The sequence below is a fragment of the Microcoleus vaginatus PCC 9802 genome (assembly GCA_022701275.1).
Taxonomy (GTDB): domain Bacteria; phylum Cyanobacteriota; class Cyanobacteriia; order Cyanobacteriales; family Microcoleaceae; genus Microcoleus; species Microcoleus vaginatus_A.
In genome coordinates, this window is sequence record CP031740.1 from 4,119,992 (window position 1) to 4,133,113 (window position 13,122).

The 13,122-nt window shown below is 45.8% G+C and carries 12 protein-coding genes; 9 read left to right on the plus strand and 3 right to left on the minus strand.

The genetic code is table 11. The features are described from left to right. The first annotated feature begins 119 nt into the window (after positions 1-119). The 5 genes from D0A34_16725 to D0A34_16745 all read left to right on the plus strand — a co-directional run bounded on the left by D0A34_16725 (position 120) and on the right by D0A34_16745 (position 4,212). Positions 120-890, plus strand: coding sequence for a cysteine hydrolase family protein (locus D0A34_16725; protein UNU20297.1), 771 nt, complete (start codon positions 120-122; stop codon positions 888-890). A 151-nt stretch (positions 891-1,041) separates the two neighbouring features. Next, on the plus strand, positions 1,042-1,479 hold the full coding sequence (locus tag D0A34_16730; GenBank protein UNU20298.1) for a cupin domain-containing protein: 438 nt from the start codon (positions 1,042-1,044) through the stop codon (positions 1,477-1,479). Positions 1,480-1,607: 128 nt separating this feature from the next. Further along, entirely contained in the window at positions 1,608-3,233 is a 1,626-nt protein-coding gene (locus D0A34_16735) for a CocE/NonD family hydrolase (protein UNU20299.1), read from the plus strand. A gap of 19 nt (positions 3,234-3,252) precedes the next feature. Then, positions 3,253-3,612, plus strand: a complete 360-nt coding sequence (locus tag D0A34_16740) for a DUF952 domain-containing protein (protein ID UNU20300.1) — start codon at positions 3,253-3,255, stop codon at positions 3,610-3,612. 6 nt (positions 3,613-3,618) lie between these two features. Beyond that, on the plus strand, positions 3,619-4,212 hold the full coding sequence (locus tag D0A34_16745) for a restriction endonuclease (GenBank protein UNU20301.1): 594 nt from the start codon (positions 3,619-3,621) through the stop codon (positions 4,210-4,212). A gap of 11 nt (positions 4,213-4,223) precedes the next feature. On the opposite strand, the gene D0A34_16750 is transcribed toward D0A34_16745, so the two are convergent. Both D0A34_16750 and D0A34_16755 read right to left on the minus strand, forming a co-directional pair. After that, positions 4,224-5,204: a site-specific DNA-methyltransferase gene (locus D0A34_16750; protein UNU20302.1), complete on the minus strand. Its 981-nt coding sequence runs from the start codon at positions 5,202-5,204 to the stop codon at positions 4,224-4,226. Between the two features lie 104 nt (positions 5,205-5,308). After that, positions 5,309-6,562 carry a CCA tRNA nucleotidyltransferase gene (locus D0A34_16755; protein UNU20303.1) on the minus strand — a complete coding sequence of 418 codons (1,254 nt, stop codon included), beginning with the start codon at positions 6,560-6,562 and terminating at the stop codon, positions 5,309-5,311. Between the two features lie 107 nt (positions 6,563-6,669). On the opposite strand from D0A34_16755, the gene D0A34_16760 reads away from it, so the two are divergent. From D0A34_16760 to tsaB, 3 genes are all read left to right on the plus strand, one after another. Then, positions 6,670-6,918, plus strand: a complete 249-nt coding sequence (locus D0A34_16760; protein ID UNU20304.1) for a hypothetical protein — start codon at positions 6,670-6,672, stop codon at positions 6,916-6,918. A gap of 233 nt (positions 6,919-7,151) precedes the next feature. Next, the gene (locus D0A34_16765) at positions 7,152-8,864 is read left to right on the plus strand and encodes a serine/threonine protein kinase (GenBank protein UNU20305.1); all 1,713 of its coding nucleotides are present in this window, start codon (positions 7,152-7,154) and stop codon (positions 8,862-8,864) included. A gap of 2 nt (positions 8,865-8,866) precedes the next feature. Further along, entirely contained in the window at positions 8,867-9,526 is a 660-nt protein-coding gene (gene tsaB, locus D0A34_16770; GenBank protein ID UNU20306.1) for a tRNA (adenosine(37)-N6)-threonylcarbamoyltransferase complex dimerization subunit type 1 TsaB, read from the plus strand. 152 nt (positions 9,527-9,678) lie between these two features. Here the strand turns inward: tsaB and D0A34_16775 are convergent, their stop codons facing one another. Next, complete coding sequence (locus D0A34_16775; GenBank protein ID UNU20307.1) at positions 9,679-9,942, minus strand: hypothetical protein; 264 nt, start codon at positions 9,940-9,942, stop codon at positions 9,679-9,681. A gap of 149 nt (positions 9,943-10,091) precedes the next feature. On the opposite strand from D0A34_16775, the gene D0A34_16780 reads away from it, so the two are divergent. Beyond that, positions 10,092-13,031, plus strand: coding sequence for a CHAT domain-containing protein (locus tag D0A34_16780; protein UNU20308.1), 2,940 nt, complete (start codon positions 10,092-10,094; stop codon positions 13,029-13,031). Positions 13,032-13,122: the final 91 nt, after the last annotated feature.

Consider the following 13,122-nt stretch of genomic DNA (forward strand, 5'->3'; position numbering starts at 1 on the left):
TCCTAAAATTCATCAAAAAGTTACCCCTGATACTTAATTATAGTGAAGATTTAAGATATGACAAGTTAGTAACAATCAAATTCTTATAAGATTAAAATTGTTTTTGAGTCACAATCCATATGAATCCTGATTCTCTCCGCACCTTGGGCGTACCGCCGAATGCTTGGAAAGTTGATGCCAAAATTGCCGATATCACCCGATCGCCGATCGCGCCTCAACCTGTTACCCTGGAAACCGAAACTAAAACCCTGCGTTTGGATTTAGCAAAAGCAGCAATGTTGGTGATAGATATGCAAAATGATTTCTGTCATCCCGACGGTTGGCTAGCACATATTGGCGTAGATGTAACGCCCGCCCGAAGTCCAATTAATCCTTTAATAAATTTGCTGCCCAAATTGCGATCGCACGCAATACCAATTATTTGGATTAACTGGGGGAACCGCCCCGATTTGCTCAATATTAGTGCAGCTTCCCGTCACGTTTACAATCCCACGGGCGACGGCGTAGGTTTGGGAGATCCGCTGCCAAAAAACAACGCACCTGTACTGATGGCCGGGAGTTGGGCGGCGCAGGTTGTCGATGAATTAAAACCCAAACCGGAGGATATTTGTGTTGATAAATATCGGATGAGCGGCTTTTGGGATACTCCTTTAGATAGTATCTTGCGGAACCTCGGCAGAACTACACTTTTCTTCGGAGGAGTAAACGCCGATCAGTGCGTCATGGCTACCCTGCAAGATGCTAATTTCCTCGGTTACGACTGTATTTTAGTCAAAGATTGTACAGCTACGACATCTCCCGAGTATTGCTGGCAAGCTACTCTTTATAACGTTAAACAATGTTTTGGCTTTTTGTCGGATTCTCAGGCTATGTTAGAAGCAATTAAATAGTAGTCATTACTCATTGTCATTAGTCATTAGTCATTCTCATTAGGAATAAATTTTTGAGTCTCAACTGAGAACTAAGGACTCTGGCTTTTCACTAATGACACCACCCACCTAACAATTGACAACTAACCATAAAAAAATGACAAACCACTGCATGATTCCTGTTATAAAGTCTCCGAAAGACTACCAAGCATTTCGCATCAGCCCCGGCGATACTAATAGATTAGCGATCGTCTTCGATCCGGTAACAGCTAATGTTTCGTTAACTGTTTGCGTGGAAATTTTCGATGTGGGCGGCAAAACTCCTCCCAACCGCCATCAATTCGCAGTAGAAATGTTTTTTGTACTCAAAGGCAAAGGGCAAGCAACCTGCGACGGCAAAACAGTTGGTATTCAACCGGGAGATAGTTTGTTAGTGCCTCCAACAGGCACTCACCTAATTGAGAATACGGGCAGTGAACGTTTGTACACTTTGTGCATCATGGTGCCGAATGAGGATTTTGTAGAGCTAATTCGCAGCGGCACACCAGTCGAACTCGATGAGGAAGATATGAGAGTTCTCAGGCGATCTGATGTACTCGTATCCTGCTAGGTTTGTAGTAAGGAGTTGAGGGCTTAGATGAAAACTATCTCATCAGGTTTGTAGTCAGGGCTTCCGTCCTTAGAAGAAGCACTAAAGCCCTGACTACAAACTTTTTTATTTGATGTTTTTTAGGATTTATGCTGAAACTTTGTCCGAAAGAAACAGCGTCAATGCTAACTAAAGATGCCGTTCGTTTAGATGCTGATATCTACCGCCCCGATGCGGAGGGCGAATTTCCAGTATTATTAATGCGGCAACCTTACGGAAGGGCGATCGCCTCTACAGTAGTATATTCCCATCCCGCATGGTACGCCAAACACGGCTACATCGTTGTCATCCAAGACGTGCGGGGACGCGGCACTTCCGAAGGCGAATTTAACCTATTTGTTAGCGAAACACAAGACGGTTTTGATAGCGTCAATTGGGCTGCTAATTTGCCGGGAAGTAACGGCAAAGTCGGAATGTACGGTTTTTCCTACCAAGGCATGACTCAACTCTACGCGGCGGCTGCTAAACCGAGCGCTTTAATCACAATTTGTCCGGCAATGGTAGGGTGCAATTTATACGCAGATTGGGCCTATGAAGGCGGCGCGTTTTGTCTGCAATCAAATCTCGGCTGGGCAATTCAGCTAGCGGCAGAAACCGCTCGCCTAAAAGCCGATATTTCTGCCTATCAAGCCTTTTCTGCCGCTGCGAGAAATCTCCCGCTATACGATACCGTGCCGGCGCGTCCTGAGATTATTAAAAATCTGGCACCAGACTCATATTATCACGATTGGTTGGATAATTATCGACCGAGCGAGTATTGGGAAAAGTTATCGCCAAACATCAAAGATTTAGACTTGCCAATGCTGCACGTTGGCGGTTGGTTTGATACTTATTTGCGGGGAACAATCCATCTTTACAAGGAAATGGCAAGCCGGAGTTCCTGTCCGCAGCATTTGATAATTGGCCCTTGGGCGCATTTACCTTGGGGGCGAAAAGTTGGAGAGTTGGATTATGGTTTTGCAGCTTCAAATCCTGTGGATGAGCTGCAAATTCGCTGGTTCGATCGCTTCCTCAAAGGAGTTGATACAGGAATATTATACGAGCGGTCGATTTCGCTATTTGAGATGGGGAGGAATGATTGGCGGAAATTTGATAAATGGCCTAATAATAATCATAAATCTTATTTTTTAGCAAGTAATGGACTTGCCGCGATGAGAGAAGATGCGGGTATTTTAACAGATTGTTGCCCGGATGTTTGCACTGAGGATATATTCGTCCATGACCCTTGGCGGCCGGTGCCATGGTCGGGAGGTCACGCTGCATTTCCCGCAGGTTCGATGGAGCGATCGACTATTGACTGCCGCACCGATGTTTTAACATACACTTCGGCACCGCTAACAGCAGATTTGCACTTAGCGGGAGATATCATTGTCGAAGTATTTTGTACAGCAGATGTGCCGACTTTTGATTTGTGTACCATACTTTCTGAGGTAAAAGATAGCGGCAGCGTCTACAATTTTACTCAAGGTTACGTCCGGGTGAATTCAGGTGAAACGCCTGTAAGAATTGTGCTGCAAGCAACTTGTATGCAAATTGCCAAAGGTAATGCGTTGCGTCTGAGTTTGAGTGCGGCTTGTTTTCCCGCTTATGACGTGAATCCGGGAACGGGTGCGCCTCCCGGTGAAGCGCGGGCGATCGATGCTAAAATTATCACGCTGACAGTAAGTTGTGGCGGGAATTGTCCCTCTCAAATTTGGCTGCCAATTGTCGATTAAACCTAAAACCTATCTAACTATGAGCATTATTTTTCACATCACCCGCAGCCAACAGTGGGAACAAGCAAAACAAGTTCAATCCTATCGCGGAGATACGCTAGATACTGAAGGATTTATCCACTGTTCGACTCTGCCACAAGTTCTTAAATCTGCTAATAAATTTTTTGTGGGACAAACAGGATTGCTGCTGCTTTGGATTGACTCGGAAAAAGTAGAATCTGAAATTAAGTATGAATTGGCTGCGGGTGAAAATTACCCGCACATTTACGGGCCGCTGAATGTTGATGCTGTGTTGAAAGTTGTTGAGTTTGAACCGGGTGCAGATGGCAAGTTTGAATTACCAGAAGAATTAAGAGCAAGTATCAATGAACAGGTTTAGTACGCTGTGAAGATAGTTCAAGAAGTATCACTTATTAGTCGCGGTAGCTTTGAGGAGTCAGAAGAATGGGGAGTTATTAAAAATGAAATACGGATTGCTATTGACGCGATCGCCTGGCCTGTAGGTGCATCAAACTTTACGATCAATCCAACCAGGCACGGAAACGGTGTTAAACCTATCAAAAATGCTTGTATGGCTGCTCTTCATGACAATTTTGGATGGCAGCTTGAAACTAAAATCAGATTTGCAACTAGAGCGCCTGGACGAGTAGATGCTACCAAAATCTTAGACAATCATTTATTTGCATTTGAATGGGAAACAGGAAATATCTCATCAAGTCACCGTGCTGTTAATAAACTGGTTCTCGGTATTTTACGAGGGATTTTTTTGGGGACGGCATTAGTTCTGCCCAGCCGCCAACTGTACCCTTATTTGACTGATAGAATTGGCAATTATGAGGAGCTAGAGCCTTACTTTGATGTCTGGCGTGCTGTTAACATACAAGAAGGTTTTTTAGCCATATTTGTTATTGAACATGATGCCCTGGATAGCAGCGTACCTACAATTACTAAAGGCACAGATGGCCGCGCTTTAATATAAAATGTTAGTTGTCAAGAAAACAATTCTAGTTGGATTGACTCGTTTTGTTTAACTTTATTTTTGGTCTTTCCCCTGGCTGATTCCCAGTTTTCAACTTTTCCATTTGCCAAGTCTTGTAACCGCTTCACTGCTGGTTCTATATCGCCGATTTCTGTACCCAGCCAATACCTACCTAACTTCTCTGCTGCATAAAATGTAGTGCCCGAACCTCCAAAAGGATCGATTACAACTTGTCCCGGATTCGATGCCATAGCAATGATACGTTCCAGCATGATAGGAGCTAATTCGTTGGCTCCCCTTTTCTTGTGCTGCCGGTGTCTTACTGGCGGAATATCGGTCCACATTTCCTCAATTAAAGTCCACAGATTTTCTTCTCGAATATCTTCTGAAGCATTTTCCCAGACATCTTCGGGAGCATCCCAAACATCCATTAAGTTAATACCTTGAGGATTTAATTTTTTGCGGTGTCCCCCGTAATCTTTAATCTCTCCTCCGCAATGCCGGCAGACTTGAATCGGGGTATAAACTTTATTGAAAACTGCTGGTTCGCCTTTTGTGTAGTAAAGCAATCCGTAGTGTGCAGGAGACATTTTCTTGCCGCGAGGAAAGGCTTTAGGCATTCTACAAGCTATCCAGTGACGAAAGTTCATTCCCTCTTGGTTTAAATATGCACCGTACTCAATGCACCATTTAGGTAAGTTGAAAATAAATAGACTTCCGCCCGGTTTAAGCACTCGAATACTTTCTTTAAGCCACTGTTTGGACCAAGCAAGATAATCGCTGGAATTCAGCAGATCGCTCGTACCGTTACCGTAATCTTTGCCGAGATTAAAGGGCGGATCAGCAAAGACAATATCTGCACAGTAATCAGGGATAGCACCTAAAAACTTGAGACAGTCTTCTTGGTAGAGAATGCCGTATTTGCTTTGATAAACCTCTCGCAATCCCCGTTCGGCGGAAATCACAGGTGATATCAGACTCATAGGTTCCATTTAATAATTTTTATTTAATAAGCATCACTTCAATAATAGTAATTGTAGCGACGATTGTCAAGAGATTATTGGAGGGATCGCACTGTTGCGATAGTTGCAAAATATTAATGAACATCAACCAACTCTGCCGCCAATTTCAGCGCATCTTCGCGAGTCGCAATTCTACCCTCCACCCGCGCTAATTGAATCTCCATTAAAAATTGACCGATGCGCGGACTTCTGGGCAATTTCAAATATTCCATTAAATCATTGCCGCTAACTAATTGTGTGGGATGAGCAATAATATCATCAGCATCCAGATAGCGATTAATTAACAGTGAAATATCCTCAACCGCAACTCCCGCCGCCACCGCCAAAACCGTTAAAACGGGAAATACTATTCCCACATCCCGAAACAAAAAATACTGTTCTCGCAAAGACATTTCCGCGATAGGTTTTGCTTGCAACTTCGGCAAGTAATTCAAAAGCCCGATCGCACTTTTAATCTCCGCATTGCTGTACTTCAACCGCAGCAACTGGGCTTCAGCAATTGTGGGGTCAGAATCTGCCAAAATAGCCAGCTTCGCGACAGCCAATAAAGGCGTTTTAATTGTATCTCTAATCTGACGCCCGAATTCCTTCCCTAATTCCGGGTAAATTGCCGCTAATTTGTCAGCAGATGCGTCAATTTTTGTCAAAATATCGAAACGGTCGATCGCACTTTCAAACCAAATCGAAAACAAACCGTCTTCGCAACCGCGACAAATCCAAGGAACACCGTTAGGATTGCTCAACAAATAACCCAATTCCGTCCGCACCCGTTCCACCGCTACCCGACTCAACAGCGGCGCTAATTCCCGAATCGCAGATTGAGTTTCAGGTTCGATCGCAAAACCCAACTGCGCTGCTTGGCGGTAAGCTCTTAATAACCTCAGCGGATCGTCCTCCAAATTTGACCGCGAAATCATCCGCAGCACACCCAACCGCAAATCAGTTTGACCGTCCAAAGGATCGATGATTTCTCCTGTAAAAGGATTGTAGGCGATCGCATTTATCCGAAAATCCCGGCGCAGCAAATCCCCCTCCAGACTCCCCCCTTCCGCTTGCGCCAAATCCACCGTACCGCCCGCAAACACCACCCGCGCAATTTGGCGTTCCGCATCCAACAAGACAAATCCACCTTGCGTGCGATCGGCAATTTTTCGAGCAGTCTTCACCGCCCGTGTTAGCATGACAAAATCCAAATCAAAATAGTGCGATCGCCTCCCCAGCAGCGCATCCCGTACCGCACCGCCCACCAGATAAGCAGGCGGTGTCAGCAGTTTCAAATCAAACGGCCAAGTATTAGGAGATAATGAAGAGGGCAAATTAATCGGCATTGCAACAAAAATCTACAAACTTACAAACAATTAAACTCTTGCTACGCTAGATTAACAGAAAGCTCAAATTTCACCAATCTTTTTGAAATGCACAGAGGATATCAAGAATGTGTATTTGTATTAACTGCCACTATGTAGACCGCTGCTTCACCTACCACGCCGTAGAAGAACAGCACGAACAGCTTCACCTCACCGAAACACCCGATTTCGACCCCGTAGAACCCACCATCAACGTCAACATCCGTCCCCGCCAAGACGAAATTGAAATGGAATGGGATGTAGTCGGGTGTCAGAGTTTCAAGCAAGAGACCGGCAAATGGGCAAAATTGCGGCCAGGCGAACTCGTCCCGACTTAAGGAAGAAGGAAGAAGGAAGAAGGAAGAGGGAAGAAGGAAGAAGGAAGAACGAAAAAATAAAACGCTCTCATTTTCTTGTTTCTTCTTTTTACCCAATTTTCAATTTTCCATTTCCAATATTCAATTTCCAATTTTCAATTACCGATGCCCGATGCCCGATGCCCGATGCCCAATTCCCCATTCCCCATTCCCAATTAAAAATCTAAAATCTAAAATCTAAAATCTAAAATCCAATGTGCTATTGCTTAAACCCAACTTGTCAGAATCCGCACAACCCAGGGGATGCAGAATTGTGCCAAAGTTGCGGCTCCAAATTGTTGTTGACTATTGACGCAGAAACGCCATCAGCATCTCGCTACCGAACCATAAAGCCGATCGGGCAAGGAGGCTTTGGCCGAACCTTTCTAGCAGTTGATGAAACCAAACCCCTGATTTTTTCGCAGTGCGTAATCAAGCAATTTTTCCCGCAAAATACGGCAGCCGAAAAAGCCGCTCAACTATTTCACCAAGAAGCAGCCCAGCTAGAAACCTTGGGCAAACATCCCCAGATTCCCGAATTAATCGCGCATTTTGAACAAGACGGGAGACAGTATTTAGTACAAGAATTTATAGACGGCAAAAACCTAGCCAGAGAATTAGAACAAAAAGGAGCCTTCACCGAAAATCAAATTCGGCAAATCCTCAACGATTTATTGCCTGTGCTCCACTTCGTCCACAAATCCAAAGTTATTCACCGCGATATCAAACCCGAAAATATCATTCGCCGCCGCCTATCTCCAACTCCTTTACCCGCCTTAGAAAATTCCTATCAACCCTCTCCTTTCCAAAAAGATATTGTTTTAGTAGACTTTGGTGCAGCTAAGAAAGTAACAGCAAACGGCTTGCAGCCAACTGGTACAATCATCGGCAGTGCTGCTTATACAGCCCCAGAACAATTGATGGGTAAAGCAGTTTTTGCCAGCGATATCTACAGTTTGGGCGTTACCTGCATTCACTTGCTGACTGAAATTCCTCCCTTCGATTTGTTCGACAGTACAGAGGATTCTTGGGCTTGGCGAAATTATTTGAAGACGGCTGTTAGCGACGATTTCGGCCGCATCCTCGACACAATGCTTCAAAGTGCCACCAATCGGCGCTACAGCTCAGCATCAGCAGTCATCCGGCACTTGAACCCCAAACCGGTGTATTTAGACGCACCGCCTGTGCTAGACGCGCCGGAAACGCCCGCAGAACGGGTGCTTACACCCGCGCCCGGTGTGTCGCTTTTCACTCGCCAAGAGCAAGCCGAAATTCAGCAAGCTTTACAAGAGGCGATCGCCCCGTACAATGTTACAATCCAAGTCAGTCAAGCCAAGCAACAGCTCAATATCGTCATCAACAGAACCGAAGACAACCCGGTTTACTATCCGCACTTATCTCAAATAATTGCCACCAGACTCACCGATTTGCAGCTAAATAAAGTCGCAGCCGTGAAGCTGTTGGGAAGAGTCAACAATTCTCGCCGCCCGGAGTGGAAGCAAGTATTGCAAATCGATCCAAAGATTCAATTGAGAAACAAACTCGTGCGGCTGCAACACAATCAATTAGTCAAGAAAATCGCCCCTGTTGCTACCCAAGAATTTTGGCTGCCGAAGTTGAAAACTCAGGATTTTTGGATAGATGCGCTAATGTTTGCCTTAGTTTGGTTTATCTTTGGCTCTCAAATAGTCATTTTTAATTCTTGGTTTGCGTTAATAGTTACGTCGGGTTTTATGACGGTGAAGCATCAAGTTTCCCAACACAAAGAATTTGCCAATAAAAATTTATTTGCAAGTTTAGTAGTGCTGTTTTTGATGACTGGGGGCATGGGTAATTCAAGGATTTTAAATACGGGAATATTTGGCATTCTTTTGGGTTGCTTAGTTGTGGCTTTGCCGCTGTTTTTTGTTAAGGAAAATTACCACTAATCGTGAATAGCAATCCCCTAGACGGAACATCAGTTAAAAAATACGGCTTAGCCCTGCACACAGCTAGTCGCGAACTCGGTTTAGCCATCAGCAATTTTGCCGGGGATTCTCGCTGCCAAACTTGGAATTTGGATCGCGATTTAGCAACTCATTTGCATCAGTATTTAGTCGAGTTTATTCAGCCGCAAACTTGGGCGGATTTGGCTTTTATTGCAGTGGCGAAGGGGCCCGGAGGTTTCACGGGGACTCGGATGGGTATGGTGACGGCGCGGACTTTGGCTCAACAGTTGGATATTCCGGTTTTTGCGATTTCAACTTTGGCGGCTGTCGCTTGCAGCAGCAGTAAAAAATCTATCTCAAATCAGGATATGGCGCTGCAAATGCCTGCACAGCGGGGTCAATTGTTTGGGGCGGTTTATTCAGTTAACAGTAATTCGGGTTTAACTGAGTTGTTTACCGATACGGTAATGACTCCTGAATCTTGGCAGGAAAAGTTGGATAATTGGGGGAATTCTTATCAGTTAATAGAAGTTGGTAGCGAGTTGGGTTGGTCGGTTTCTAGTGTGTTGGAATTGGCTTATTTGGAGTGGCAAATGGGAAGTCGTCCTGATTGGTCGGATGCTTTGCCTTTTTACGGTCAACATCCGGTTAAGGGACACTGAATATTGGGAATTGGGAAATTGGTAATTAGGGAATTGGGCATTATTTCGTTTCAGTTAAATCAACTTGTAGAGTGCGTTTTTTTTCCGACCATGCCCGATGCCCCATGCCCGTAAATGATTTATAAGCAATTAAGCAGACTTGATATCGTTGTTTATTTAAGGGCGATACAAACTTCGAGGCAAAAAGTTAATGTTAGGGGGTCTGGGCTTTCGGTTCGCAATCGATCGATCTCAGCTCGATCGCAGCCGCGAGATTCCATGAAATCGAGCATCCAGTTCGTTATTGTAGCGAGATCGATGTATTTTGCTCCGAGACAAACAGGGCAAATTTCTGGGCTGAGGGTACCGGTGCCGCCGCATTCGGGGCAATCCCAGTGGCTGGTTAGGGGATCGGGGGTAGTTAGGATGTTGTTCATGCTGGGAAAAAGTACGCGCGGCGTAGCGATCCTGCAGGGAATCGCACTACTCGTTCACTCTAGCAAAAATGCCGATCGCCCTCACCTCTTCCACCTGTACGCTCAGTGGGCTAGTGAGTAAAATTGACAAAAATACAAAAGGGGTGGCTATGTTCGATCGCACTCAATGGTTTTTGGCTGGTATATCGATCGCGCTTTCGGTTCAGTTAAGTCAGCCAGTGGCAGCAGCCGTGCCCGTTGGCAAAGCTGTACAAACAGCACAAACTAACAGTAGCGAGGCTGCCCAAAAAGCTTTCAAAGAGGGACTGCAACTGTACCAGCAAGGAACGGCCCAAGCAAAAAGAAGTGCGATCGTCAAGTGGGAAGAAGCATTAAAGTTGTATCGGCAAGCAGGCGACAATAGAGGGCAAGCACTTAGCCTCCTTGGTCTTGGCAGAGTCTACTCAGATTTTGGAGAAAACCAGAAAGCGCTAGAGTATTACAGCCAGTCGCTTCCCCTGTATCGAGCAGTAGGCGATCGCCGTGGGGAAGCTACCACCCTCAACAACATCGGCAATGTCTACGCAGAATTGGGAGAAAAACAGAAAGCGCTAGAGTATTTCAGCCAGTCCCTTCTCCTGAGACGGGCAACAGGCCATCGCGGCGGGGAAGCGGCCACCCTCAACAACATCGGCAGTGTCTACTCAGATTTGGGAGAAAAACAGAAAGCGCTAGAGTATTACAGTCAGTCGCTTCCTCTATTGCGGGCAGTGGGCGATCGCGGTGGGGAAGCTACCACCCTCAACAACATCGGCTTAGTCTACTCAGCATTGGGAGAACAACAGAAAGCGCTAGAGTATTACAGCCAGTCGCTTCCCCTGAAACGGGCAGTGGGCGATCGCGGTGGGGAAGCTACCACCCTCAACAGCATCGGCTTAGTCTACTCAGAATTGGGAGAAAAACAGAAAGCGCTAGAGTATTACAGCCAGTCGCTTCCCCTGAAACGGGCAGTGGGCGATCGCGGTGGGGAAGCTACCACCCTCAACAACATCGGCAGTGTCTACTCAGCATTGGGAGAAAAACAGAAAGCGCTAGAGTATTACAGCCAGTCGCTTCCCCTGAAACGGGCAGTGGGCGATCGCGGTGGGGAAGCTCTCACCCTCACCAGTATCGGCAATGTCTACGCAGATTTGGGAGAAAAACAGAAAGCACTAGAGTATTACAGCCAGTCGCTTCCCCTATTTCGGGCAATAGGCGATCGCAGTGGGGAAGCGGCCACCCTCAACAACATCAGCAATGTCTACGCAGAATTGGGAGAAAAACAGAAAGCGCTAGAGTATTACAGCCAATCGCTTCCCCTGAGTCGGGCAACAGGCGATCGCGCTGGAGAAGCTGTCACCCTTTTCCACATAGCTTATGTCAAGCGCGCTCAAAACAATCTTACCGAAGCCCTCAACGACCTTGAAGCCTCTATCAAAATCATCGAAAACCTCCGCACCAAAATAGCCAGCCCTGAACTCCGCAGCTCATACTTTGCCACAGTACAAAACCGCTACGAATTCTACATCGATTTGTTAATGCAACTGCATAAAACTAATCCTAAATCCGGTTACGATCGCAAAGCCTTAGAAGCCAGCGAACGTTCGAGGGCCCGCAGTCTCCTCGAACTCCTCTTTGAAAGTAACGCCAACATTCGCGAAGGTATTTCCCCCGATTTACTGCAACAAGAAAAGAGCGTGCAACAGCAACTCGATGCCATTGAAAAGCAGCGCATCGAAACAATCAGCGCCCCCAACCCCAACGCAACTAAAATCGATGAAATTGATAAACAGCGCCTCGCACTTTTGGAACAATATCAGCAAATTCAAGCCCTGATTCGTACCGCCAGCCCCCGCTACGCTGCCCTCACCCAACCCCAACCTTTAACACTGCCAGAAATTCAGAAACAGATTCTCGATGAAAACACGATTTTATTGCAGTATTCCCTCGGTGAAAGCCGCAGTTATTTGTGGGTTGTGACATCAACCGGACTAACCAGCTATGAATTGCCAAAACGCGCAGACATTGAAACAGCCGCCCGCAATTTCCAAGACACTGTTACCAACCCCCTTTTGAGAAATATTCCCCAAAAAGTTGCTGAAGCAACTGCCAATCTGGGTCAAGTAACTTTACAACCTGCAGCAGCCCAATTAGGCAACAAACGCCTATTAATTGTTCCCGACGGCGTGCTGCACTATACCCCTTTTCAAGCTTTAACTCTTGGCAAAAACGCTGGACAAAATACCAATGTTCCCTTAATTGTCGAACATGAAATTATCACTCTGCCTTCCGCCTCAACTCTCGCCATTCTCCGGCAAAATTACGGAGATAGAAAACCGCCGGGCCGAACTTTAGCAATTTTAGCAGATCCTGTTTTCAGTCCAGACGATGAAAGAATTAAAGGAAAAATCACCCAAGCAACAACAGAAAAATTAGAAGCAAATAACCTCGATTTAAATCGCTCGCTTCGTGCTTCTAATCGGCAATGGCCACCCGAACGCCTACCATTTACCCGCCAAGAAGCCCAAACAATATCCACCTTATTCCCTTCAGTTTCTAGCCGTCAAATATTTGATTTTGATGCCAGTCGCACTACTGCTACCGATGGAAATTTAGTCAATTATCAAATCATTCACTTCGCCACCCACGGCCTTGCCAACAGCAAAAACCCCGAATTGTCAGGAATTCTGATGTCGATGATAGATGACAAAGGCAATCTTGTTAATGGTTTTTTGCGACTCACGGATATTTTCAACTTGAAACTGGCGGCAAATTTAGTGGTTTTAAGTGCTTGTCAATCGGGAATGGGACAGAATGTTAAAGGCGAAGGAATGGTGGGATTAACAAGGGGTTTTATGTATGCGGGGGCGCAGCGGGTGGCGGTGAGTTTGTGGAGTGTGGATGATGAAGGAACTTCTGTGTTAATGCAAAAGTTTTATCAAAAAATGCAGCAACAAAAGTTAGCGCCAGCGGCAGCTTTGAGGGCAGCGCAGATGGAAATGATGCAGGAGGAAAAATGGAAATCTCCCTATTATTGGGCTGCTTTTACCTTGCAAGGGGAGTGGAAATGATATACACCACTTTTGCTGGTAAGTAAGTACATAGCCCTTCTAGGGACACGGCAATGCCCATTGGTGTCAAGTTAACGTTAAATCGGTAGTC